The sequence below is a fragment of the Pullulanibacillus camelliae genome, assembly GCF_014642655.1.
Lineage (GTDB): Bacteria > Bacillota > Bacilli > Bacillales > Sporolactobacillaceae > Pullulanibacillus > Pullulanibacillus camelliae.
This window is the reverse complement of record NZ_BMIR01000005.1, coordinates 1-24,496: the sequence shown is the minus strand read 5'-3', so window position 1 is coordinate 24,496 and position 24,496 is coordinate 1. Positions and strand designations below refer to the sequence as shown.

The 24,496-nt window shown below is 38.1% G+C and carries 24 protein-coding genes and 1 pseudogene; all 25 read right to left on the bottom strand.

Annotated features, from left to right (window positions below; all coding sequences use genetic code 11):
- Window positions 1–8 precede the first annotated feature (8 nt).
- Window positions 9–1,889 carry a flagellar filament capping protein FliD gene (gene fliD, locus IEW82_RS06785; RefSeq protein WP_188691243.1) on the bottom strand — a complete coding sequence of 627 codons (1,881 nt, stop codon included), beginning with the start codon at window positions 1,887–1,889 and terminating at the stop codon, window positions 9–11.
- 35 nt (window positions 1,890–1,924) lie between these two features.
- Window positions 1,925–2,275, bottom strand: coding sequence for a flagellar protein FlaG (locus tag IEW82_RS06780; protein WP_188691239.1), 351 nt, complete (start codon window positions 2,273–2,275; stop codon window positions 1,925–1,927).
- A 145-nt stretch (window positions 2,276–2,420) separates the two neighbouring features.
- Complete coding sequence (pseI, locus tag IEW82_RS06775) at window positions 2,421–3,470, bottom strand: pseudaminic acid synthase (protein WP_188691235.1); 1,050 nt, start codon at window positions 3,468–3,470, stop codon at window positions 2,421–2,423.
- A gap of 110 nt (window positions 3,471–3,580) precedes the next feature.
- Complete coding sequence (gene pseH / locus IEW82_RS06770) at window positions 3,581–4,147, bottom strand: UDP-4-amino-4,6-dideoxy-N-acetyl-beta-L-altrosamine N-acetyltransferase (protein ID WP_188691232.1); 567 nt, start codon at window positions 4,145–4,147, stop codon at window positions 3,581–3,583.
- Window position 4,148: 1 nt separating this feature from the next.
- Window positions 4,149–5,204 (bottom strand): UDP-2,4-diacetamido-2,4,6-trideoxy-beta-L-altropyranose hydrolase, encoded by a 1,056-nt coding sequence (pseG, locus tag IEW82_RS06765; protein WP_188691229.1) that lies wholly within the window; start codon window positions 5,202–5,204, stop codon window positions 4,149–4,151.
- A gap of 14 nt (window positions 5,205–5,218) precedes the next feature.
- Window positions 5,219–5,947: a cytidylyltransferase domain-containing protein gene (locus IEW82_RS06760; RefSeq protein WP_188691226.1), complete on the bottom strand. Its 729-nt coding sequence runs from the start codon at window positions 5,945–5,947 to the stop codon at window positions 5,219–5,221.
- Window positions 5,947–7,140, bottom strand: coding sequence for a UDP-4-amino-4,6-dideoxy-N-acetyl-beta-L-altrosamine transaminase (pseC, locus tag IEW82_RS06755; protein WP_229672405.1), 1,194 nt, complete (start codon window positions 7,138–7,140; stop codon window positions 5,947–5,949). The genes IEW82_RS06760 and pseC overlap by 1 nt, the downstream gene beginning before the upstream one ends.
- A 23-nt stretch (window positions 7,141–7,163) precedes the next feature.
- On the bottom strand, window positions 7,164–8,150 hold the full coding sequence (gene pseB / locus IEW82_RS06750; protein ID WP_188691205.1) for a UDP-N-acetylglucosamine 4,6-dehydratase (inverting): 987 nt from the start codon (window positions 8,148–8,150) through the stop codon (window positions 7,164–7,166).
- Window positions 8,151–8,206: 56 nt separating this feature from the next.
- A complete protein-coding gene (locus IEW82_RS06745) occupies window positions 8,207–10,075 on the bottom strand; it encodes a motility associated factor glycosyltransferase family protein (RefSeq protein ID WP_188691191.1) in 1,869 nt (622 codons plus the stop codon).
- Entirely contained in the window at window positions 10,065–10,673 is a 609-nt protein-coding gene (locus tag IEW82_RS06740; RefSeq protein WP_188691189.1) for a DUF8042 domain-containing protein, read from the bottom strand. Before IEW82_RS06740 ends, IEW82_RS06745 begins: the two co-directional genes overlap by 11 nt.
- Window positions 10,674–10,834: 161 nt before the next feature.
- Window positions 10,835–11,974 carry a flagellin N-terminal helical domain-containing protein gene (locus IEW82_RS06735; RefSeq protein WP_188691186.1) on the bottom strand — a complete coding sequence of 380 codons (1,140 nt, stop codon included), beginning with the start codon at window positions 11,972–11,974 and terminating at the stop codon, window positions 10,835–10,837.
- A 235-nt stretch (window positions 11,975–12,209) separates the two neighbouring features.
- Entirely contained in the window at window positions 12,210–12,443 is a 234-nt protein-coding gene (csrA, locus tag IEW82_RS06730; RefSeq protein WP_188691183.1) for a carbon storage regulator CsrA, read from the bottom strand.
- Complete coding sequence (fliW, locus tag IEW82_RS06725) at window positions 12,415–12,891, bottom strand: flagellar assembly protein FliW (RefSeq protein WP_188691180.1); 477 nt, start codon at window positions 12,889–12,891, stop codon at window positions 12,415–12,417. The genes csrA and fliW overlap by 29 nt, the downstream gene beginning before the upstream one ends.
- A 14-nt stretch (window positions 12,892–12,905) precedes the next feature.
- The gene (locus IEW82_RS06720; protein WP_188691178.1) at window positions 12,906–13,478 is read right to left on the bottom strand and encodes a DUF6470 family protein; all 573 of its coding nucleotides are present in this window, start codon (window positions 13,476–13,478) and stop codon (window positions 12,906–12,908) included.
- Between the two features lie 98 nt (window positions 13,479–13,576).
- Window positions 13,577–14,461 carry a flagellar hook-associated protein FlgL gene (gene flgL / locus IEW82_RS06715; protein ID WP_188691173.1) on the bottom strand — a complete coding sequence of 295 codons (885 nt, stop codon included), beginning with the start codon at window positions 14,459–14,461 and terminating at the stop codon, window positions 13,577–13,579.
- A gap of 32 nt (window positions 14,462–14,493) precedes the next feature.
- On the bottom strand, window positions 14,494–16,038 hold the full coding sequence (flgK, locus tag IEW82_RS06710; RefSeq protein ID WP_188691171.1) for a flagellar hook-associated protein FlgK: 1,545 nt from the start codon (window positions 16,036–16,038) through the stop codon (window positions 14,494–14,496).
- Between the two features lie 30 nt (window positions 16,039–16,068).
- Window positions 16,069–16,554 (bottom strand): flagellar protein FlgN, encoded by a 486-nt coding sequence (locus tag IEW82_RS06705; protein ID WP_188691167.1) that lies wholly within the window; start codon window positions 16,552–16,554, stop codon window positions 16,069–16,071.
- Entirely contained in the window at window positions 16,547–16,840 is a 294-nt protein-coding gene (flgM, locus tag IEW82_RS06700) for a flagellar biosynthesis anti-sigma factor FlgM (RefSeq protein WP_188691163.1), read from the bottom strand. The genes IEW82_RS06705 and flgM overlap by 8 nt, the downstream gene beginning before the upstream one ends.
- Before the next feature lie 162 nt (window positions 16,841–17,002).
- Complete coding sequence (locus IEW82_RS06695) at window positions 17,003–17,404, bottom strand: TIGR03826 family flagellar region protein (protein WP_188691154.1); 402 nt, start codon at window positions 17,402–17,404, stop codon at window positions 17,003–17,005.
- 416 nt (window positions 17,405–17,820) lie between these two features.
- Window positions 17,821–18,179 (bottom strand): annotated as a pseudogene (locus tag IEW82_RS06690) (transposase); the annotation flags it as partial.
- Between the two features lie 229 nt (window positions 18,180–18,408).
- Window positions 18,409–19,128, bottom strand: a complete 720-nt coding sequence (locus IEW82_RS06685; RefSeq protein WP_188691152.1) for a ComF family protein — start codon at window positions 19,126–19,128, stop codon at window positions 18,409–18,411.
- Window positions 19,129–19,152: 24 nt separating this feature from the next.
- On the bottom strand, window positions 19,153–19,608 hold the full coding sequence (locus IEW82_RS06680) for a chemotaxis protein CheX (protein WP_188691149.1): 456 nt from the start codon (window positions 19,606–19,608) through the stop codon (window positions 19,153–19,155).
- A gap of 114 nt (window positions 19,609–19,722) precedes the next feature.
- Window positions 19,723–21,291, bottom strand: a complete 1,569-nt coding sequence (locus IEW82_RS06675; RefSeq protein ID WP_505891272.1) for an ATP-dependent helicase ComFA — start codon at window positions 21,289–21,291, stop codon at window positions 19,723–19,725.
- Complete coding sequence (gene fakB / locus IEW82_RS06670) at window positions 21,288–22,142, bottom strand: DegV family protein (RefSeq protein WP_229672402.1); 855 nt, start codon at window positions 22,140–22,142, stop codon at window positions 21,288–21,290. Before fakB ends, IEW82_RS06675 begins: the two co-directional genes overlap by 4 nt.
- Before the next feature lie 952 nt (window positions 22,143–23,094).
- Window positions 23,095–24,069: an NERD domain-containing protein gene (locus tag IEW82_RS06665; RefSeq protein ID WP_188691145.1), complete on the bottom strand. Its 975-nt coding sequence runs from the start codon at window positions 24,067–24,069 to the stop codon at window positions 23,095–23,097.
- Between the last annotated feature and the right edge of the window lie 427 nt (window positions 24,070–24,496).

Genomic DNA, 24,496 nt, shown 5'->3' with positions numbered 1-24,496 from the left:
TATAGTCATCATCCACCACTCAGCATATTGGTCAATGCTGAGGATTGAGTATTCGCTTGTTCAATCGCTTGCTCCATTGCAGTAAACTGTGAATAATAGCGTTGCTGGACGTCTGCTAAATGATCCTTCATCGCATCGATTTGGTCATCGTAATCCTGAATATTTTTTCCTAAGAAAAACTGATCATTTGAGCTGCCAGCTGACCCCGCTTTTTGAGTCACCTTACTCATCGTATTAGAAATTGTATCATTGAGACGCTTCATGATCCCTTCACTGTTATAATCATCACCCGATTGTGTAAAGAGCTTCATGACAGCTTCTGGATTCGCAGCAATGGCTTGCTTTAGCTTCGTTTCATCAACAACAAGCTTCCCATTATCGGTATAATCAGAGGATGTTGTAATCCCGATCTCTGACAATTGATCGAAGTCACTATCCACGCCATCAACCTTTGTATAGAGCGCTGTGCGCATCTGAGTGAGCCCCTCGGGTAAAATGGTATCTTCTGATAGCATCCCGCTCTGAGCTTTTTCGTTCCAAAGCTGGATTTGATTATCCGTCATCTGTTGCTGCTGTTGGTCAGTGAGTGGTGCATAATCACGGTTGCGCTTCTCGCTAACTTTATCATTTATAGCTTTGATCGTATCATTGTATTTATCGATCCAGCTTGTAATTTTATCAAAAATTTGATTATCATCGTCATCAATATTGACGCTCACATCTGACGTAATATCTTTTTTAATGTTAAAGGTCACACCATTAAGCGTTACCGTATTCGAATGACTGGTTACCGTCGTGCCATTAATCGTCATACTAGCATCTGTTCCTGAAGCGCTATCGGGCATGCCAAATAAAGAAGAAAAAAGCTCTCCGCTCATTTCTAAATCATTATCACTGCCTGAAGCTAAATGCCCCGTTTGCGTTCCAGATATTGAAACCTCTTGACTTCCATTCCCATAGAATGCCGAGACATTGGCTTTAGAGGCACTAATTTTACTCATAATAGTATTAATACTTTGAGTAGCATCAAAACTAAAAGAGTAGCTCTTCATATTTCCATCGGCGTCAGGCGTTTTGATGGTTCCAGATAATAGATCCTTATCTACGGTACCGTACGAATAGGTTGCCGATGCACTTTTGACTGTCTTATTAAAAGTCAGCTGCCCTGTATCAGGATTAACGAGCACTTTATTTTCCGCTTTAGAATTGTCAAAGCTTTTTTGGTCAAAAAAGATATTGCTGGAGTCATAGGTCACGGTATCGCCAGAGTCCGTAGTTGCGGTGATCGATATGGCAGATTTGTCATCGATCAGCTTATGACTCAAACTCGCTGTCTTACCGTCCGAATTGATCTTCACGTTGTCTGCATTGCTTGAATCTATAGCAGTGGTTTGATAGTCAAACCCAGCGAGGTAATCCCTGTTCGCCCATAAGCTTTTTGTTGGATCAATTTCAGAACCGTCAACACCTGATTTGGCAATACTATCAGTGCTTTTTGCACTGGCCGCTTTTGCAGTGGTAGCCCCAGTAATTGTATATGAAGCTTTTGCCGCATTAGAAGAGGCCGTCGCCGTGATTGCTGATTCATCAGAGGACGTTGCCGTTCGAGCAAGATAAGTTCCCTGTAACGCCATCGTTTGCGTCAGACTACTCAAATCTAGCAGTTTGCTATTCATATCACGATAATCATCCTGCTGCCATTCTAAAAGCTGCTTTTGCTGTTCTAATTGTGTTAACGGGACTTGCTCAGCTTCCATGAGTTTATTGACCATGGAATCGATATCCAAACCACTCGCTAAACCAAACATACGGTTGGAGCCATCATTGATTAAAAAGCTATTTGAACTTGAACCTCCACTACTGCCACTACTGCTTAATGGATCAACCATTGTAAAAGCCTCCTCTTACAAAAATTGAGATGCGACTAAATTTTATCATCAACCAACAACCCCATGTGTTGAAGCATTGATGCATAAATATCTAATATTTTTTTAGGTGGAATTTCTCTTAACACCTGTTGCGAATCCTCATCGACCACTTGTACATAATAAGTATCTAATTTGTCATGCAAAACAAAATGCAGCTCTGTATGATGTATTTGGATCATTTGATTTAATTGATCGACAGCTTTCCCCAACAGATGCTTCTGTTGCTGTCCCTGTGTATGATCCGTCTCTTGTAATCCAGCAGCTTGGTGATGACCACCCACATATTCCAGATTACTAGATGATGACTGAACTAGAGCGCCTGAAGCCACAGTTAACTCCATACTCATTATCGTCCGCCTCCGTTATTAAGTTGTCTTTATTCTATTTATCGACGGAATAACGACATTTGTTTAGGCTATAAAGACCCTTTTGATTTTTAATAATGAATTCAATCTTAAAATGTTTTGTTATTTCCTCTTTAAAAACTCAATATTACAATAGATCAGGAGTTAGAGGTGTTCCTTTTTCCACAGCCTTTTTTACCTTTTTACCTAAAATAAATTCTTTATATTTAGGAGGCATTCCATATCCTGGCCTTATCACCTTTAAATTTCTTTCTGTAAATGTATCTCCTTCATTCATATCCTCTGCGATATATAATGACCTTTTAAATTTCAAGGAATTCAATTCTGCTGAAGATGGGCCATAGGTCACTTTTCCTAGTGATAACCAAGCTCTTTCAGTCTCTTGAACAAGATTTTTCATCTCCTCTGGTTCCATAGAGAATGCAGAATCAACACCTCCATCTGTTCTTCTTAAAGTAAAATGTTTTTCAATTACCGTTGCTCCAAGGGCTACACTTGCTACAGCTACACCTGTTCCCATTGTATGATCCGACAGGCCAACTTGTACATTAAACAATTCCTTCATATGTGGGATTGTGGAAACATTCGTATTTTCCGGAGAAGCTGGATAAGTACTTGTACACTTTAATAAAATAATATCTTTACACCCAGCTTTCCTTGCTGCCGAAACAGCATCATCTAGTTCAGCAATGGATGCCATTCCCGTCGAAATTATCATTGGCTTTCCAGTAGAAGCAACTTTCTTAATGAGAGGGATATCATTATTTTCAAACGAAGCAATTTTATACATTGGCACATTTAATTCTTCTAGAAAATCAACAGCAGTAGCATCAAATGGTGTGCTAAATGCTATCATCCCTAACTCTCTTGCTCGATCAAAGATAGGCTTATGCCATTCCCAAGGGGTATACGCTTCATTGTATAGATCATATAGATTCCGTCCTCTCCATAAGTTCTCATCATCAGAAATCATAAAATCCGGATTATCTACATTAACTGTCATTGTATCAGCTGTATAAGTCTGCAATTTTAACGCATGGACTCCTGATTTCGCAGCCTCCTCTACAATTTTCAATGCTCTTTCTAATGATTGGTTATGGTTTCCAGACATTTCTGCTATTATAAATGGAGAATAGGTATTTCCAATATATCGATCTGTAACTTTTATTTCTTTCAAAATTAATTCAACCCTTTTATAAAAAATTTTAGTTTTCCAAAATCCACAATTTATATTTGAAGATTATAACCTTTTAAATAGACTATATTATCCAATCCACTTATTAAAGATCATATTTCAAAAGATGAATGTATTTGTATTCCCTTTGAAGTGAATAATTCTAAAAAATCCTTCCTTTTATGACGCCATTCTTCATTAAATAATGCATATCTAATAACATCACAAAATTCCCCTTGTTTATTTATATGATTTTTAAAATATCCTTCTTGATTAAACCCAAAGCTCTCATGAAATTTTATACTTTTCTCGTTACCTGTTAAAACTTCACCGTAAACTTTATTTAGTTTTAATTGATTAAATGCATATTCGAGCCCCAAATATCCCAGTATTTTACCAAAACCTTTTGAAGACTGTGTCCCAATGTAAAAACCCCAAAATGTAAAAGCATTTACATAACTGGTCTGATTAAATGACATAACACCTAAAGGCATTTGATCACAAAAAAACAAAAAAATGGAAAAATCCGATTTTAAATTAACCGTTTCAAACCATTTCTTGTGTTCATCCATAGATATAATATCTTCTGTAAACATAGCCCTTCTGATTCTTAAAGAATTACGCCACTCTAATATCGTTGTTAAATACTTTTCTTCTATAGGTTTTAAGTAGCATATCAATTTATACACTCCTATTTTCTATTTCCTTTATTATATCTTTACGCCTATTTTTTCCTATTAATCTTATAGAGGATTGACTCAAGCACTTTACTTTCTCCCGATTTAGTAAGAAATTTTTTAACTCAAAATAAATTTGATTTGATGTGATTTTTTCTTTTGGACCAAGATATTTAATTACTCCTAGTTTATCCAGAGCGTGTGCTATTTTCTCTTGATTTGATGCAATTGAAATAACAATCGTAGGGAGTCCCAAATAACATCTCTCCCAAGTAGTTATTCCTCCTGCTCCAATCGATAAATCAGCATAATTCATTAAAGAAGCTATATTATCAACCTGATAATAATAATTAAAAAAAGAGTATTTTTCACACATCCTATGTATCATTTGTTTATTCAGGTTTGAAGCCCCTACAACTACATTGACTGAGAAATTAATGTGTCTAAATTTTAATATTGCTTCCATAGCCTTTTTAGTTTCATTGGTAGGATCTGATCCTCCAAAAAAGATCAATATATTTTTTATATTTCCATCTCTAACATACTGATCCTGTAAAAAAAACTCATCTCTTAAAAGTACATAATCAGGTCCCAATAACTTTTTGCTATTAAAAGGTATTAAAGAGTCATAGCGTTTTTGATAATTAGAACTTAAATTCTGATCTAAAATAATATCACACATATGCTGTCTATTTGCTAAGTCATCAATAACCATTAGAACTTTAACCTTAGGCTTTAAAACTTTTTCCCATTTTGCATCTAAATAATAATGATCTACAATCAAACAATCGACTTCTTTATAATGTTCTTCAATGATTATTTTCGTAGCAATAGCGTCCTCAAGTTGAGAGAATTTAAGCGGTTCATTTTTGTTATATGGTAGACTATGAACAATATATCCCTGTTTTTTTATTATTTCACATAAATCTCCTGGTCCCTTTCTACAAATAAACAAAATGGAATGGCCACATTTTTTTAATAGCCCCGCCAAGGTTAAACAACGCATCACATGTCCTGTCCCTATATTTACTGAAGCATCCACTCTAATAAAAATTTCCACTTTTTATCACTCATTCAACTTTTTTGTTCAATATGAGAGTTAATCTTTAGCCATCTCGGATATTCCTTCAAAATATTAATTATATCTATTAGTTTAAATCCTTGGTTAATAGGATATAATCTTTCAATTATTAATTTGATTAATTCAAAGTCTTCAATTGTATCAACAGTTAAACGATATTGACTCAAATTTATATTATTTTCAACATTTCCTAATTTGAACTCATTTGTTGTTCTATAAATATATGTTGTAACATGTTCTCTATAAAATCTCTCAGCAGCTGATTCATATACTTTTTTTAAAGCTTGAATTGAGAATACTTCAGTATCCAAACCTCTTGGATATGTTCGTTTCATAGTATTGGATACATAGTCATAATCTATATAATTATTTAAATAAAAGTTTATAACCTTATCAATAACTTCAGGATCAATAACAGGACAATCTGATGTTAGACGAACAACAATATCAGCATTAAATTGTTTTGCAGCCTCATAATACCTAGAGAGAACATCATCTTCTGATCCACGATAAAAAGGAATAGATAAAGAATTACATAATTCTACTATCGGATCGTCGCTAGTATTTCTAGTTGTTGCAATTATGATTTCATCAATATTAGTTGCCCTTTTTACCCTTTCAATCTGATATTCAAGTAACGTCTTATTTAAAACTTTTTTCAGCACTTTACCAGGCAGCCGAGTCGAGTTCATCCGTGCTTGAATAATTGCTGTAGTTTTCATCAGATTGCCTCCCTCTTATAAAAGTCAATTACTTTATAAACGCCTTTGATAACATCATTTACATCTGAATCTGACATTGTTGGAAAGAGGGGAATGGTGATAATGTCTTCATATAATTTCTCAGCTAAAGGACAGGTTCCCTTTTTATAGCCTAGATTTCGGTAGTAAGGCATTAAATAAACAGGAATATAATGCACATTAACGCCTATATTTTCAGCTTGTAATGTCTCAAATATTTCTCTTCTATTTCCAGTTAATTGTTCCGCATTTAACTTTAAAACATAGAGATGCCAAGAAGACTCACTTTGCTTACTTTGATAAGGAATTGTTAGTTGTTTGATATCCTGAAACGCTTTATTGTAGATATTTGCTATCTCTCTTCTTCTTTTTACAAATTTATCTATTTTTAATAATTGGCTTGACCCTAAAGCGGCTTGTATATCTGTCATTCGATAATTAAAGCCTAAGTCTTTCATTTCATAATACCAAGGCCCTTCATACTGCTCCAATTGGTTCTGATCACGAGTGATTCCGTGTGACCTAAAAAGAAGTAACTTCTCATAATACTTCGCATTATTAGTTGTAATAATTCCACCTTCACCCGTAGTAATATGTTTGACTGGATGAAAACTAAACATAGTCATATCACTGATAGAACCAATCTTCTTATCTTTAAAAGTTGAACCCAAGGCATGGGCTGCATCTTCAATTACGATAAGATTATATTTATTAGCAATCGCCATTATTGCATCCAAATCAGCCGGCTGCCCTGTGTAATCAACAGGAATAATAGCTTTTGTTTTACTAGTAACCAACTTTTCAATAGAATTTGGATCAACATTATAAGTTTTTTCATTTATATCAGCAAAAACAGGTTTTCCACCTTGATATAGTATGCAATTTGCACTTGCAGCAAAAGTAAGTGGTGTTGTAATGACTTCGTCACCTTGACCAATATTTGCAGCAAAGCAAGCTCCATGTAAAGCGGCAGTTCCATTTGAAAAGGCAACAGCATATTTGACTCCAACATATTCTGCCATCTTTTTTTCAAATTCTTTTATTTTTGGTCCTGTAGTAAGAAAATCACTTTTTAATACGCTAATTACAGCTTGAATATCTTCATCATCAAGATACTGCTTTCCATAAGGTAGATAAGTATCGCGTACAGGCAGGTCAACTCGAAATTTGCTCACTTTAAAACCACTTTCCATCTTAATTATATATTTACAGTTGTTTTATCCCCAACTAATTCCAGTAAATCACTAACAGATAACCATTCACTGTTAGTATCGCTTGTATACTTAAAGCCCTCAGGTAAGGATTTGCCCTTATTTAACCCGTCCCTTTTCCACCATGAAAATTCTGGCTGTATAACATAATAAGACTCATATTCTAATGTCCTTCTGGCATCGTCTTCAGTAATCATGGCCTCATGTAATTTTTCTCCTGGTCTAATCCCGACAAATTTCATTTTGCATTCAGGAGCAATGGCCTTAGCCAAATCGGTTACCTTCATGCTTGGAATTTTTGGAACAAAAATTTCTCCCCCATGCATTCTGTCTAAGTTATCAATAACAAACTGTACACCTTGATCTAGAGTAATCCAAAATCTAGTCATTCTCTCATCAGTAATAGGAATAGTACCTGTCTTCTTAATTTTTTTAAAGAAAGGTACCACACTTCCCCTACTCCCCACTACATTTCCATATCTTACAACTGCAAATCTTGTCTCTTTATCACCTACATAAGAATTCGCGGCAACAAATAATTTATCAGAAGCGAGTTTTGTTGCGCCATATAAGTTAATGGGGCTTGCAGCTTTATCCGTACTTAAAGCAATCACTCGTTTGACCCCTTTATCAATTGCTGCTTCAATAATATTCTGAGCACCGTGAATATTAGTTTTAACTGCTTCAAAAGGATTATATTCACAAGCACCAACATGTTTTAATGCAGCCGCATGGATAACCACATCTACACCTTCAAATGCGCGATATAAACGGTCTTTATCACGAACATCACCAATAAAAAAGCGAATGCGTTCATCTGTAAATTCCTGTGCCATTTCATACTGTTTTAACTCATCGCGACTAAATACAATGACTTTTTTTATTTTGTAGTTTAAAATTTTGTTTATAAACTTTTTTCCAAAAGAACCCGTTCCACCTGTAATTAAAATCGTTTTATTAGTAAAATCAAACATTATAAAAATTTCTCCTTTAGACCGTTTTTAAGCTATTAACTTATCTTACTTAAGTTTTAACACTCACAAATTTGTCTTATTTGTTCTCTCATTTGGATATAATATTTCATAATACTCATAAAACAATTATCACATTCACTCAAGAACTTGCTAAAACTTTTAACGACAGTATTATTTTTTTGTTTTAAATTTTTATTAAATCTTACACTTTGGATTTTTTTACTATTGATTTCCATATAAACTCTTACCATTGGCTGTATAAAAGTTGAAAAAAAATCGTTATTTTTAATATTTTTGAAGGTCTTATCTAAATTCACATAGAGTTGTTCAGCCTGATCCTTTTCTATGTTTAATCGATATAATTCAATTTTTTTTAACGTTTTTATAAGTTGTTCCCTTAGCTGTTGATATTGAATAAGACTTGCATCCATTGTTTGTTGCCTATTCTTTATCTCACTTAAATTATATTTGTTTTCTTTAAGAGACCAATCTGAAATCTTTTGACCATGAAGATAAGCATTTATGACATCTTTTAATCTTTGGTAATCCGTACCTTTTATCCGTGCCCCACCTATAGTAGTATTAATTATCTTAGTACCATTTGCCAAAGATATATATCTTTCCATATCCTCTTTCATCCTTAAGAAGGATTGATTGGTATAAATTTTTTCACCATCATTATCAATAGTCATTATTGCACTTTGTAAATCTTTTTCCGATAATTGATTTTTCCTTCTCTTATATTCAATTCCACTTGCATAAAATTTATCTTCCTTGAATCCTAAATTTTGCCCAACTAATATAATAGGATTGGCTCCTAATTTAAATAAAAGTTGCAGTGTCATTACTGCAATAGATGGTGCATCATTAACAACTAATGAATTAAAAGATTTACCACCTTTTAAATAGTATCTTGCAATAGTATCTTGACTGGTTATAAAATGAAATTTGTCACCTGGAAATTGTTTGACTGTTTCATAACCTACACTGCTTCCAAAAATAAGTGGGACCTCTTTATTATTACTTTCAATAATTTCTTTATAAACCAGTGTATTATGCCCCTGTGGATCATACGAACAAACGGCATCTGGTACTATATGATTATTAATCAATGCTTTATTTGCCGAACCAACAGCTAAAATATAGGCTAATTTATTTTCCTTTATAAAACGTAGATTCTCTATCTCATCATTAAGAGAGGGACCAGCTGAAACGATAATAGCTGGTTTATCCTTGAATGGATTAGACTCAATTTGATTCAATATATTGGGCGTCTTGAGTACTTCTGGAAAGTTCATTAAACTATTTAAAGTCCAACGCTTTTCAAAGGATAAATTAGTATGGAAGGACGATCTTTTTCCATTTACTTTCTCCTTAAACTCCTTTACAAAAACCTTGCATTCTTCCTTAAAAATCCTTTCATAGCTTGGTAATATGACAAGAAGAACTTTTTCCACATTAAATTGATTAGCAAATCCTCTTAAAAATTCCGATCTCACCGCTGTCGATGTTTCTACTAATAAATGCTTCAATCTACCAACTGGGAAATCTTCTAATCTTCTCTTTTTAAGAAAATAATTAAACGCAGCTGGTATTGGCTCATATATTGTAAACGTGAGATGTTTATGTTGTTCAAAAAGCGCGTGAAGATGGTATCCTAAACCAATCCCGTAGAAAATAACATGTTGGTATTGATTCATTTTATCGGCATATTTTCGAACCAAACTTTCCGCTTCTCTAACAGGGTCGTATTTGCTGTGAATAAAAAATTCTCCATCAGCATTTTCTATTTTTAAAGTTGGGTGCCCGCTTTTTGATTCAACAACTGAAACAGGTTCATTTTCTAATTCTTCTTCATGATCCTTAAAATATTCTCTTAAAGGGCGGTAGTTCTTTCGTAGAAAATTAATATTATCAATTAACATCTGAACGAACTCCTTCATTATCGATAGAGAAAGCTACACTCTCTTTAATCTGCCCGATACTCTCAATAAATTCATACTGAAGAATATCGGCTATTAATACAGTATCATTTGCAACGACTGCCTCTTCTAAATCCTTCAATTTAGATTCCATCGCAGCTCGTTGAAAAATAAAATCATTCCAATTTTCTGGTTGGTATGAGCAGCGCTCCACATTTTCTATCATTTGATTGATCCATTGCAACCCTTGTAAAAACAAATTAAAGCTATTCCAAGTTTCCTGAGTTGAGCCTTGATAAAATTGCTCAACAATCTTTTCTAATTCAGGAATCATACTCATGAGATAATTTTCAGTCGAAAGTAATAGCTGATGCACATGTTCTTTAATGGTATAAATCACTGCTTCAATTTTCTCAACAGTTGTCACATGCTCCTTGAGATAATCTTCAAACTCATTATAAACTTCAATATCATCAATAACTAAATGACTAAATACTTTATCTTTCAGTGCCTTTGCCTCATCTATAATTGTCATAATTTTATCTACAGAAAAATAATCGTTGTCTAAAGCATATTCCTTATCATTTATAATAAAAAACAAGATGTGCACCCCATTTGCAATTCATTCTTACATTCTACCTATTATATCGACAGGTTTCATCATATTTTAATAGTGTTCGACTGCTAAATCCATCCAATTAAAAGCAAAAAGGCATGGTGATTATATAATCACCATGCCCGTAAAAATTAATTGTCTATAGATTAACGGAGTAATTGAAGAACACCTTGTGGAAGCTGGTTAGCTTGAGCTAACATAGCTTGAGCTGCTTGGTTAAGAATATTGTTCTTCGTGAATTCAGCCATTTCTGAAGCCATATCAACATCAGTAATACGTGAATTCGCTGCTGTTAGATTTTGGTCAGAAGTAGAAAGGTTATTGATCGTGTGATCTAAACGGTTTTGGTAAGCACCAAGTTTTGCACGTTCAGTTGACACAGTGTTAATCGCATCGTCGATTTTTGTAATCGCACTGCTAGCAGAGCCTTGAGATGAAATATCAAGACCTTTAACACGTGTTGAATCGATCCCCGAAGCACTAGGAGTAATCTCACTGAAAGTTATATCATGTGAAGCGCCATCTCCAGATGCAGCAAAATCAAATGCACCTAGATCTACACTTACCGAACCGCTACCATTACTTAATGTAACCTTTCCACCGTTACTAGAAACAGTTACACCTGAGCCACCATCTAACTTAGCTGTATAAGAGCCTGCACCTGAATCATAGGTCACACTAATAGTATGCGATCCGCTAGCTAAGCCATTAGTCTCTAATACATTTTCTCCATTAAAAGCGTCATCAGCGTCCTCAACACCACTAACCGTGATATTTTCACCAACACCTAAAGTAACGGCATCCATTTTACCAATGTTTAATGAGATACTTTGACCAGCATTCGCACCAATTTGGAATGTACCTGAAAATGATCCATCTAATAGGTTTTTACCGTTGAACTGTGTATCACCAGCGATACGGCTAACTTCTTGTGCTAATTGGTCCATTTCTTTTTGGAGTTGATCACGGTCATCATCCGTATTCGTATCGTTAGAAGATTGCACAGCCAATTCACGCATACGTTGAAGAATGCTTGTTGTTTCATTAAGTGCACCTTCACCTGTTTGAATTAAAGAAATGCCGTCTTGAGCGTTACGGCTAGCTTGTTCCAAACCACTGATTTGACCTTTCATTTTTTCAGAAATAGCAAGACCAGCAGCATCGTCAGCCGCGCTGTTGATACGAAGACCTGAAGATAATTGTTCTAGTGCTTTGTTTGTTGCATTGCTGTTTTTGTTCAACTGGTTAATCGTGTTTAACGCAGCTAGGTTGTGATTGATAATCATTATGTTTTCCTCCTTGAAATGTCGTCCCACATCCTTGTGGTCGATGGTTATGTAAGTGGCCACTTATCATTAACCTTACACTCTATATATCGGACGCTTTAACAGATTGTTTAATAGTTTTTTTATTAAATTCCGTCATGAAAAAATTTCCATTTACTCTCCATTGGAATAGCCTATTTACTTTGTTTTTTATAGTATAAAGAAAAAACCAACCAAGGTCTTTCCTTGATTGGTTTTACTGATGCTTTAAGTTTTTCAAGAAAGCCAATGTTTCGTCTAAAACGTCCACAGAGGCGGCTTCGTTATTAGCCTCTTGGATGCTCAAATAGATTTCCTTACGATGGATTTCAACCTGCTTTGGGGCCTCTATTCCTACTTTAACTTGATCTCCATCCACGCTGAGGATATGGATTTCAATGTCATCACCAATGGTTATTGCTTCATTTGGCTTTCTTTTTAGAATAAGCATGGCGATCCTCCTCTTCCACATCAGATGGTTGGAAAATCGGATGCTTTGTATGATAAGACGTACCATCAAGGACCACCTGTTTTCCCTGTTTCTCACGAAGATTGACAATCACCGGGGCCACAAGGTTAGCAGTAGATGCTTTGAATGGCTTTTTTAGCGTTAAAATCACTGAAATATAAACATCTTGTTCCTTTTCAATATTTAAGGCTTCGATGACTGTCTCACTCAATTCAACGCTGTAATCTTTAAAGAACATAAAAGGCGAGACCGTTACAAAGGCAAGAGCAGGTGTCTGTGTCGATTGCATGATTTGATAAACAGAATCTGCTTCAAGTGGTAAGAAAATAAATGCCTTTTCTTCAGGAAAACCAGGCACCCCATTGGCAAAGCGAATGACATTCTCCTGATCAACATCGAGCGGGCCAAAATATTTTGTCTGTATTTGCATCACATTCAACTCCGTTAGATCACTTCATTAATTTGCTTCCCTGCTACTGACATTGTAACAGAGGGGTATTGTGCCATGGAAATATCGACGTGACCATGTACAGGCTGAAAGGTCGGCGCATGACTTTGAACATCTACTACTGGATCTTTTGTTTGCCAGTTAACGCTTAACTGCGAAGGCGTATAGCTTTCCTTTACTGCTAAAAAAGGTGGCGTGTGCCCTGTATCATACGTATAATCAGGCTTCGCGTTTTGAACAGCATGATCTTTGATTGGATTGCCGCCTCTTTCTATATGCAATAGGTCGTCGCCCTCTTCCGCACGTCGAGCAATGCCTTCCAAAACTGCCTGTCGTCCATTCTCTGCCGCTTCACTGATGCGCACAAAGGCTGATTTTAAATTAAGATTATTCCAAGCCTCTTTTTGATCAATAGTCAGTTTCGAGGGGGTTCTTGACGTCGACATTTCAGCCTTTGGCTGTTCAATAGTCTGATCAGCGGGATGCTGCTGAATTTCCACCTCAGGGGGTGTCGACTGAACATGGATTTGTCCCATTGTTGAATGTATCGTCAACGAGGGGATTTGCATACAACACTCACCTCTTATTCAAAATCGCTCTATGCACCTAAACTGTTTTAATTCGCTTTCTCTTCTTAGAGAAAAAGCGATCTGCAAATGAGATCGCTCTATCTTAGAAAGTCTACTAATGTTGGCTGCATGATTTTCGATCCTACGGCTAATGCAGCATTGTGGATCGTTTGTTGTGTCTGATAATTCACTAAGGTCGATTCAAAATCCGCACCCTCATTATTCGTCATAATGGTTTCCGTGGTTTGCTTCTGATTCGAGAGGCGATTGTCAATTAAATCGACGCGATTTTCACGAGCCCCTAAGTCGGCTTGAGCGGCTGTCACGTCATCCATATGCCCTTGGATCACCGAAATGTATTTACTAATGTCTGCTCCTTTAGAATCGCTGTCCTTCAGAGCATCCTGTAATTTGCCAATATCATCAAAAAGACTTTGAGAAAAGACATCATTAGGATTGACATTTGCCTTGATTTGAATACCATTATTCACCGTGATATTCACATCTTTCACGTTATCAGGATCATAATTCAATGTATAGTCATCATTGACGGGCTTCTTAGAAGTTTGTGTTCCGTTAAAAATATATTTCCCAGCCACTTGAGTGTTCGCCACAGTAACCAGCTGCTGTTTGAGTTGTTCGACTTCCTTCTCTATATCCGCACGCTGATCTGATGTATAAGAATCACTACTTGCTTCTGTTGTTAATTCATTCAAACGGGTCAACACTTGGTTGGTTTCGTCTAAGGCTGAATCAGAGGCATCCATCCATTGGTGGACTGTATCCATATTTCGTGAGAATTGATCAACATGAGCCACATCACTCCGATAAGCAATGCCTAGTGTGGCAACAACAGGGTCCTGAGAAGGCTTGGAAATTTTATTTCCTGTCATGAGCTGTTGTTGCAGGGTGGCTAAACTACTAGAACTATTATTTAGCTGTCTCAAAAAATCCTGTGAGATCATGCCTTGAGTCACACGCATGACACGTTCACCTCATCTTTTTTCAATTATTATTATCTACCCATACTATTGACGATGGTATCAAGCATATCATTGATCACTGAAATCATCTTCGCTGCTGCATTATAGCCTTGCTGATATTGAATTAAATTCGTCATTTCTTCATCTATGGACACACCGCTAACAGATTGGCGCTGATCAGCCGCATTATCTTGAAGCGTTTGACTATTTTTTGTCATGGTGTTTGCTTTATTCGCATTCACACCCATCTCACCAATAGTGCTTTGCAGGTAGCCCTTTAACGTTGTATTTGTTGTTTCACCATCAGAAGTGGTAAAGTTCATCTTTAAATCTGTTAACACATCGGATAAAGCATTGGCATTGGTGTTATCGCCATCTCCTAAAGAACCACCATCATCACCATCTGAACCCGCAGCTGCAATATTATCAATGGACTTTTTGATGGCGTCGCTAATATCGATAGCTTGCGCAGCCCCTTTAGCACTATCTAGCTCAATGGATTCACCCGTCTCAGGGTCTGTCCAACCAAAGAAGTCTTGCCCATGCGGTGTATCCGCATCTGGATCATCTGGCTTTAAGCCATAGCCCTGCTCATGTTGAGCATTAAAAGCATTGGCAAGATTATAGGCCATTTGATCGAGAGAATCCATCATATTTGGGAAGTCTACTGTCGCACTTTCGATCAAGCCTTGTATTTTCCCGCCCACACCATTGACTTTTTGTCCGCCAACGGTAACCGTTGCCGTATTTGTCTCATCATCTACAGAGGCTGAGAACTGATTCGTTTTAAAGTTTTGCCCGTCAACTAATGTGTAGGATTTATTATCACTACCGACGATCTTAACGGTATAAATACCATCTGCCGAGGAATTGGCATCGCCGCCTGATGATGTTTTCGTCACCTGAACATTGGCGAGTTGTGACAATTGATCGACGAGTTTATCACGCTGATCATACAAATCGTTGGCCACATAACCACTCGGCTCAACTTTCGCAATTTGCTTATTCAACTCATTGATCTGCGACGCCAATGAATTGATCTGTGTTGCGTTGACATTGATTTGATCCTTCAAATTACTCTGTACAGTTTGTAGTGAGCTAGATAGATAATGGAAGGTATCATTTAACGTTTGCGCATCCTGTTTTACAACGGAACGCGCTCCAGAATCGGTCGGGTTATCCGCTAGATCTTGAAGAGATTGCCAAAAGTTATCGATGGCCGAGGATAGTCCTTGGTCCGTTGGTTCATTCATGATGTCTTCCATCTGTGACAACGCATCGCTTTTAGCCTGCCAATACCCTGTCGCGGTAGCTTGCTGCCGAACTTGATTATCAATAAATTGATCACGAATGCGTTCAACAGATCCGACTTCAACACCCGTTCCAATTTGACCAGGGATAACAGGACTATTCATTCCCACCGATGGGAAAGGCGTCGATGCTTGCAGGTTAACACGTTGCCGGGAATACCCGTCGGTGTCTGCATTCGATATATTGTGTCCAGTCGTTTGAATGGCCGCCTGTGTTGCAAATAAAGCCCGCCGAACGGTTTCTAAACTTGAAAAAGTGGATGTCATGGTTTAGCGCCTCATTTCTTCATCGATATCCTATGCCTTAGAGTCAAAGCGTGAACGTGCAGTAGGTTGTTGTGGTTTTGCTGTTGTTCCAGGATGTCCATAGGTCGCCGGCTTTGAGCCAGGATCTAGTAGATTAAGGTTCATATTGACCCAAGCGAGCGACTGCTTTAACAGCTCTTGATTGAGATCATTCTGCTGCTTCAATAAAAAAACTTCCTTGGTCAGCTGCTCTTGGAGTGCTTGCAATGTGGGTTGAACATCTTCAGGAGCCTGCTCAATAAGTGCAGAAAAACCAACATCGGTTTGCTCAGAGCCTTGAAAGTCTGAAATGATCTGCAAGCGTTGTTTCTCCAACTGTTCCAGCTGTCTTGCGAGTCCTTCTTCTTTATTAATGATTTTATCTAATCGTTTGATATTGCCATCTTTAATGACGTCAGTCTTCTCAATGGCGAGTTGATTAAATTGCCGATGGAGAGCAATCATATTTTCGATGATTGGAATGAGTGTGTTAATCATGCTTATTTATGCTCCCTAAGCTTTGCCAGTAAGAAAGAAATTTTTCCGCCACTGCTTTGTGGTTAACCTGATATTCTCCAGCTTCCACCTGTTTGCGCAGTGCCTCTACCTTTTCCGTCCGAGCTGCTGTCACTGGGCTCTCAACTTGCATCTGTTTCGCTGCTTTGGAAATATCAACACGATCCTTTGCTTTGGCAGGTTGTTGTTCCGTTTGTTTTTGGTAACGCTCCTGCTGCATCTTATATGGATTCATCGCCTGTACTCTATTCGTATGGTCAATTTTCACTGCTCTTCACCTCACATTACAGCGTCCTTAAACACTCTATTCATAAAAATATAGGCAAAAAGACCTGTAATTCTAGATACTATCTCTAGTATAGCATGTCCCGAATATATGTGCTTCTACACTATATATCGGCTGGGTGCGCGTTAACTTTAATAGGACTTTTTAACGATCTAATTTATATGTTTTGTAGTGGTCATGATCGTCTTGGTTTTTTGAAGCATCTGCTTCATAGGTTTCGAGGTCCCTTTTTATTTTGCTGGCACAATTTTCACATAATCTTCCACTTTGGATCGGCTCGCCACATGAGCTACAAGGATAAAAGAGGTTCGGAAAGTTTTTCACTAAAAGACGCCCTTCTTCAATCCATCTGAAAATTAACTTTTCCTCAACACCAGTCGTATCGTGGAGCTCTTGAACCGTCGCTTCTCTATTCTCACGTTTGCTAATAAATTTATAGACTTTCTGAAACTTCTTTTCATCTTCTTTATGACAAGCAGGACATATATCTGAGGTTGTTCGGACAAACAACTTCCCACAATTTTTACAATTTGCTAATTCAGCCATTCGTATTGACTCCTCTATTCTTAAAATGAGCAATAACTCTATGGTATTTATCGGCGAGATTGTGACATTCTTTTATACCTGATTTATTCATCCTTCAAAGAAAAACGAGATTTCAGTTCAAGACCAAACTATATTAGGAATAATATTGAGAAAGTCACTGCGATGAAGCAATAAAATGATCGTGCACTAAAAAGTTATCTGTTTTTGGGCATACTTCTCCCTTGATGCCAAAATAAATGTTGAAATTGGGTATAGCACGGGCAGGTGATTTCCGCTCCAGGATGCTCGCTTTCCACGGGCACGGCCTCAGCCTCCTCGGAAGAAAGACACTTCCTGCGGGGTCTTCGGACACGTGCTGTTCCCGTAGGAGTCTCCCGCCATACGCTCCAATCACTCGAGTTTGAGCCTTTGAATACGCTGTAGACATTCCCCGGACGCAGCTGAGCCTTTAGAAAATCACCTGTCATGCCGTCAAAGGCTACCAAAGGGTGAAAGCCAACCGTACCGTAATGGCTATTGTAAGTGGCCTCTTCTGTATCAGCATGGGTGGAATCCAAATCAAAATGAGTGCCTCTGGCGCTCTATGTTGATGGACTTTGTCTAAAAGCTCTTGATTGGCTTGATTTAACCCTTCAATTGATTGGTCATCAAATCGCCGAAAGAAGCGAGGTAAACTCGGTTGAGAGGCCAACGCCTCTGTTCCAATAACTTGTGTAAAAACAGGATCATTCGTCAAATGATCAGCCGCATCATCTTCGGAATACCCGGCGATCATTTAACAATTTAATTTGGCGATTGAAATCAAGCGTTATTTGCGGTAAAGGAGCCATTATAAGAATCCTTTCTGATGGTTATTTCTTCGTCGTTTTAACCTTATCAGAAACGGACTTTTTCATTTAGTTGATGCGTTGAAATTCAGAATAAATCACTTGATAGATAAGCCTTTTTACTGTGTTTTGGGAACTTCTATGAATAGTCTAGGTTATAGTTTGTTCTCTGAAATTTTATCTAAGAAGTGTAAGTGAAGTGATATTGGCGGGCTTGAGTGGCTGTAAAGCTAGAGCGGCTTGACGCAGGGTCGCACCAGTTGTATAAATATCATCGATGAGTACAATGGAGGGGTTTAACAACGCTGTGGGAAGTGGTTGGATAAGCTCAAAAGGATTTTCTTGGAAAAGCGTGCGTTCCCGTCGTGTCTTTTGACTTTGTTTTCGATATTGACTTACACGCTTCAATAGCTCTAACGGGGATTTGGGGAGAAGCTGGGCTAGGAGTTCCGCTTGATTAAAGGCCCGTTCTTGCATGCGCTGAGGACTAATAGGTATAGGAACAGGGAGATAATGGTTAAAATGCTGCTGATAAGCCTTGCGAAAGGCTCTCTTAAACGGCATAACTAAGACCGCATCTCCCTGAAATTTCAGCCGAGTAATATAAGCCTTCATAAAAGGATTGTAGTGATAAAGCGAGTAATTTCGACGTAAGAGGCCTTGAAAGCTTCCTTTCTCCCAGCGATAACAATCCAGGCAGTAATCCTTGACGATAAAATGCGCCTCAAGACCTGCCAAAGCTCTTCCACAGAGAGAACAAAGTGGAGGATGTGCCTCTAGCCTCTCTATTTTATTCCAACAGCGACGACAAAGATTTTTTGGTGCTTCTAAGTCAAAGAGCCGTTCCCAGTTCAAGGAAGGGCTGTAAGTCCTATTACACCAAAGACACTGTGCCATCTCCTCGCCTCCTATTTATGATTTTTAATCATCGATAAGCAAGCTCAGCTCAAAGTGATGCGCTTCATCTAATTGGACTTGAAGCTGAATCCCTTTTTTATAACCAGAAAGGACTGAATCTCCTTCGATGATTGTTGGAGAAGTAATATCAATCTCAACACCTTGATTCCCAATATCTGTTGAAATCCCTCCCGCAATCATGTTTCCAAGTTCTCCAGTAAAGGATTTGAGCATTTCCCCTTCAAGTGGCATGCCAAACAGCTTTTCGCCAATCATTGAAAAGACCTCTAGCTCTCCGGTAATAATCAATTTTCCTTTTATTTCTCCAACAAAGCCAATGAGCACACCATAATTCAAATGAAGAGTGTGTTCTACTATTGCCGGCTTTGAGATGGTATTGCCCATTGTGATGACATTATTAATGGACTTAATAGTCGCGTTGAGCAATTCTGTAATATGTGTAGATTCTTTTACTGACATGCGTTAGTCTCCTTTACACCTCTCCCTTGTCATCCCTACTGGTTCGTTTGACAAAAGTTCAGTTATCTCTAGTACTATATTTATCGGACTCCTTTACTATATTTTTTATATTGTTTAGGGAAATTTCTTGTTTTTTGATGCTTTCACGCTATTTTTGTCGAATGCTAAACGGTTCATGTTCTCAATATGCTGCTTAGCGCGTTGCATCTGGCGAGTGATCCCGTGATGAAAAAGAATGACCGATCCATCCGGATAATCGGCGGCTCGTCCCACCCGCCCAGCAATCTGTACGAGCGCACGTTCATCAAAGATAACAGCATCTGCACCAAGAATAGCAACATCTAAGGCTGGAATGGTCACCCCTCTTTCTAAGATCGTCGTAGTCACAAGGAGGCGTATCTCTCCTTGACGAAACGCTTCTACCTTCTGATGACGTTCAGGATCATCGGCGTGAACGGAGACGATCAAGTGATTCATTTTACTGACCAGAGGATCAAGCTGCTCTAATGTTTCAATAGAAGGTACAAATAAAAACGCTTGGCGTCCGCTTTTGAGCTGTTGGTTCATCCAATCCTTTAATCTCTTGGGAAGGCGTTTACTATTAAGCTGCTTTTTCCAAGAGCCAATCCACTTGAAGCGAAGCGTTGGCAATGGATGACCATGAAAGCGAATCGGAATCCTCACCCCCTTTATTTTTCCATGACGATAATCGCTTTTTAACGTTTTTGAAGGTGTGGCTGTTAAATAAAAGTGAGGGGCAGGGGTCTTGGCTGCCTGATGCAAGGCATAGTGAAGCATGTCATTATTATGAAAAGGAAAAGCATCCACTTCATCAATAAACACACAATCAAAATAATCGTAGAAATGGAGGAGCTGATGGGTTGTGGCTAATGTGATGGGAGCAGGGTGGAAATGTTCGGGACTCTCTCCATATAAAAGATTGATGGGAACCTCAGCGAAGACACGCTTTAACCGTTTGGATAATTCAATGACAACGTCGGTACGAGGGGCGACGATGGCGATCCTCAAGCCTTCTCTTATTGCTTCCGTAATTGCTGGATAGAGCACTTCTGTTTTCCCGGATCCGCAAACTGCCCAAAGTAAAAAGTTTTCTTTTTTGCGAACAGCGGCAACCAATTGCTCTGCTGCATGCTGTTGGAGTGACGTCAGTTCCCCCTTCCATTGCGGACGTATCACTTTACCTTTTATTGGAACCGGAGGCCCACTCCATGATACAAGGGGCGAGCACTGTTTCAAGATACCAAGTGTTAAACAGTACCGACAATAATAGCACCATTCGCCACAACGCCCACATTTGTAGCTAGACAGCTCCTTAGTTACAGGTTGTCCACAGCGTCTACATACCCAGGCTCCTTGCTTTTGGAAAAAGGCGGATTCAACGGTTAAATACCCGTGCTGGAAATGATCATCTAACAAAGCAGGCGGAAAGTCTTTTAATGCTTCTAATCGCAAACGCCGTCCTGATAAAAAGGCCTGTAGATTGACATCAAATCTATACTTAGAATTTAGTGGATGATAGTAGCTAGCGGTGGTGTTCTGAAAAGGTTGAGTAAAGGAAAAGGCTGAGGGGATTGGAGGAGGAGCTGTAGGAGGAAAAGGAAGCTTGGGAAAAAGGGCACGTCCTTTCTCCCAGACTCTCCATTTTAACTTTTGTAGGTTCATTTTTCGTACCAAACAATGGCCACTGTCCCGGTCCCCACATGTGTACCAATGACCGGTCCAATTGAAGTCGTTATAATATCCACTTCTGGGTAAACGTCATTCACCCATGCTTTAAAGGCCTCAGCATCCTCTGGGGAATGGGCATGTAACGCCGCCATTCGAATCGGTTTATCTTTTGTATATTTTTCAGCAAAGATTTCCTTAAGGCGCTGAATCGCCTTTTTCTTTGTACGAATTTTTTCCTTCGGATGTATCCCACTATTCTCAAAGCTTAAAAGGGGCTTCATTCTTAAAAGGCTGCCGATAAAGGCTTGGGCACCAGTGAGACGACCGCCACGATGCAAATGATTTAAATCATCGACCATAAAATACGCCTCAATACCTCGAGTGCGAATCGACTCTAACCGCTCCAATATCGCCGGCACATCCTGTCCTTGCTCAATCATTTGCGCCGCTTCTAGAACATAAAACCCTTCTGGATATGTAGCAATTTGTGAATCAAAAACATGCACGCGGATGCCGTCAACCATTGTTGCAGCAGTCTGTGCTGTCTGATTGGTTCCACTAATGGTTGCAGCAAGAGTAACGAAGATGACATCTTCATAGCCTTCTTCAGCTAACTGTTCATACAAAGCGACAAATTCTCCAAGCGGTGGTTGCGAGGTTGTCGGCAGCGTTTCTTCTGCTTGCACTCTTTCGTAAAAGGCTTCAACACTGATATCCACCCCTTCCTTCAACGCTTCCTCACCAAAAATCACCGTAAGAGGAAGGACATGAATATTGTGGGCAGCAACCGCTTCTTTCGGTATGTCAGCCGCACTATCGCATGCTAACGCTATTTTAGCCATCATTAAACTCCTTTCGTCACTTTCTTCTATTCTACATGAAGTAGCGGACAGATGCATTACTATCTTGTACTGTCAGCTTATACAGCTTTTCACTGCCACTCTCTAGCGAGGGGATAATAGTATAAAGACAATTCTGACTTTCAACTTGCGGGAGTGGATGCACCTAATGCGTGATTTGAAGGATCATGTCAGGGAGCTAACGCCGGGGCGCGCATCTTAATGGGTGGTTTTAAAATTCATATTAGGAGGGCTAAGCGTTACAGTGTGTAACCTTAGTGTGTGATTTAGAAAATCATATCAAAAGGGGGCCTGGGTACTCGCTTTTATTAAAATGGTCGCGCTTTTTTGTTACTTTGCGACCGGCATTTGTTAACTTACCCCTGACTTTTGTTGCGCTCACTCCTGAATTCGGAAGCTTAAGCCTCGGATTTGTTCCCTTTTTGGAAACTTCGGGGGTTATTTGTTCCGTTGGGCTTGGGATTTGTTAAAAGGCTCCTGTCTTTTGTTAATTTAGAACCAGCATTTGCTAACTTACCTCTGACTTTTGTTGCGCCCACTCCTGGATTCGGAGGCTTAAGCCTCGGATTTGTTCCCTTTTTGGAAACTTCGGGGGTTATTTGTTCCGTTGGGCTTGGGATTTGTTAAAAGGCTCCTGTCTTTTGTTAATTTAGAACCAGCATTTGCTAACTTACCCCTGACTTTTGTTACGCTCACTCCTGGATTCGGAGGCTTAAGCCTCGGATTCGTTCCCTTTTTGGAAACTTCGGGGGTTATTTGTTATTTCGCTCGTGGTTTTTGTTAAAATGTTCGTGCCATTTGTTCCTTTGAAACTGGCTTTTGTATTTTGTAAGGGTTTTTTGTTACGCTCATACTTTAATTAAGAAACTCGTATTTTAAATTCACATAGGAATTTTTTACTAAAATCATTGCACGATTGCCAACATCTCACATCTATTTACTTCACATTCATTGAAGCAGGAGGAACATATACCCTATTTCTTGTATTCCCTTTTGCTACTAATTTCATTGAATAGAATAGTTTTCTTATAACATGCCTTGAAGAAATATTTAACCATTCTCCCCCATCTTGAATTGAAATCTGTGAATTAACTATGCTGAAGTAATCGTTTATTTTTTGAACATGCGCATTTTTTGATTTGTGCCCACAATGATCACAATACCAAATTAATCTGCTTATTCTCATGAGCGACTTCTTACATTTGGGACAACGTACACCTTTTTCGAAGTCTTGAATTGAAATATTATAATCGTTAAGAATATCTGTTGTTGGTGGTTTGTGCTCTGATAATATAAACTGGTGCATTTTGTTGAGCTCATTTTTGGAGAGTGATTTTTTTTGAAAAGTAGAAGCGAGGGAACGAATAGTATCAGTTAATGATTCTGCATGAAGAATATTATGAACAATCTCATAATCATTAGATTCATTTCTAATAGTCATTGTTGGGTTGGTAAAAGCAATAAACCATTTAATGGGGATATGGGGAATTCCGTGTGACAATATCCATTTCTGAAGTCTGAAAACTTGCCGGTGAACTTGATGAAGAGGACTACTTATTTTAGTTTCTTTTCCTTCAATAATCTGAAAAAATTGATTGGTTTTATCGATATGGACAATCCCATTTAAATTTTTGGATTCTATAATGAGAAGAAAATATGGAGTTAATATTAATAAATCAATTTGAAAAGTATAACTATCAGAAACTAAACGAACATCACGATAAATATCATAACCATCTGTAGGTAAATCTGCTAATTCATAATCAATACTCCTCTCTCCCTGCAATCCCTTCCAATATTTACTATAGTCTGATTGGATAAGGAAGCGTTTTCTATGGTTTTCCGGAAGACATCTAAGTAAAGCATCCAAAGCTTGAACCTTTTGAGATTTAAAACGCTGCTTTTTGATCAATAGCATTACTCCTTCCTATAAGCAATATAAATAAAATTTCTACAAATTTATTAATAATCCTTCATTTTTTTCTATTTTGTTAAAATGGCTTAGCTTTTGTTAAAACTGCTAGCATGTTTTGATCCTTTGAACAGCATTTGTTAACTTACCCCTGACTTTTGTTGCGCTCACTCCTGGATTCGGAGGCTTAAGCCTCGGGTTTGTTCCCCTTTTTGGAAACTTCGGGGGTTATTTGTTCCTTTGGGCTTGGGATTTGTTAAAAGGCTCCTGTCTTTTGTTAATTTAGAACCCGCATTTGTTAACTTACCTCTGACTTTTGTTGCGCTCACTCCTGGATTCGGAGGCTTAAGCCTCGGATTTGTTCCCTTTTTGGAAACTTCGGGGGTTATTTGTTCCGTTGGGCTTGGGATTTGTTAAAAGGCTCCTG

What these genes read in the sequence shown, in the direction of transcription:
- fliD (WP_188691243.1), bottom strand. Translation starts at nt 1,889, where the DNA reads ATGGTTGATCCATTAAGCAGTAGTGGCAGTAGTGGAGGTTCAAGTTCA.
- IEW82_RS06780 (WP_188691239.1), bottom strand. Translation starts at nt 2,275, where the DNA reads ATGAGTATGGAGTTAACTGTGGCTTCAGGCGCTCTAGTTCAGTCATCA.
- IEW82_RS06760 (WP_188691226.1), bottom strand. Translation starts at nt 5,947, where the DNA reads ATGAAAACTACAGCAATTATTCAAGCACGGATGAACTCGACTCGGCTG.
- pseB (WP_188691205.1), bottom strand. Translation starts at nt 8,150, where the DNA reads ATGTTTGATTTTACTAATAAAACGATTTTAATTACAGGTGGAACGGGT.
- IEW82_RS06745 (WP_188691191.1), bottom strand. Translation starts at nt 10,075, where the DNA reads ATGTTAATTGATAATATTAATTTTCTACGAAAGAACTACCGCCCTTTA.
- IEW82_RS06735 (WP_188691186.1), bottom strand. Translation starts at nt 11,974, where the DNA reads ATGATTATCAATCACAACCTAGCTGCGTTAAACACGATTAACCAGTTG.
- csrA (WP_188691183.1), bottom strand. Translation starts at nt 12,443, where the DNA reads ATGCTTATTCTAAAAAGAAAGCCAAATGAAGCAATAACCATTGGTGAT.
- fliW (WP_188691180.1), bottom strand. Translation starts at nt 12,891, where the DNA reads ATGCAAATACAGACAAAATATTTTGGCCCGCTCGATGTTGATCAGGAG.
- IEW82_RS06720 (WP_188691178.1), bottom strand. Translation starts at nt 13,478, where the DNA reads ATGCAAATCCCCTCGTTGACGATACATTCAACAATGGGACAAATCCAT.
- flgL (WP_188691173.1), bottom strand. Translation starts at nt 14,461, where the DNA reads ATGCGTGTGACTCAAGGCATGATCTCACAGGATTTTTTGAGACAGCTA.
- flgK (WP_188691171.1), bottom strand. Translation starts at nt 16,038, where the DNA reads ATGACATCCACTTTTTCAAGTTTAGAAACCGTTCGGCGGGCTTTATTT.
- IEW82_RS06705 (WP_188691167.1), bottom strand. Translation starts at nt 16,554, where the DNA reads ATGATTAACACACTCATTCCAATCATCGAAAATATGATTGCTCTCCAT.
- IEW82_RS06695 (WP_188691154.1), bottom strand. Translation starts at nt 17,404, where the DNA reads ATGGCTGAATTAGCAAATTGTAAAAATTGTGGGAAGTTGTTTGTCCGA.
- IEW82_RS06685 (WP_188691152.1), bottom strand. Translation starts at nt 19,128, where the DNA reads ATGGCACAGTGTCTTTGGTGTAATAGGACTTACAGCCCTTCCTTGAAC.
- IEW82_RS06680 (WP_188691149.1), bottom strand. Translation starts at nt 19,608, where the DNA reads ATGTCAGTAAAAGAATCTACACATATTACAGAATTGCTCAACGCGACT.
- IEW82_RS06675 (WP_505891272.1), bottom strand. Translation starts at nt 21,291, where the DNA reads ATGAACCTACAAAAGTTAAAATGGAGAGTCTGGGAGAAAGGACGTGCC.
- fakB (WP_229672402.1), bottom strand. Translation starts at nt 22,142, where the DNA reads ATGATGGCTAAAATAGCGTTAGCATGCGATAGTGCGGCTGACATACCG.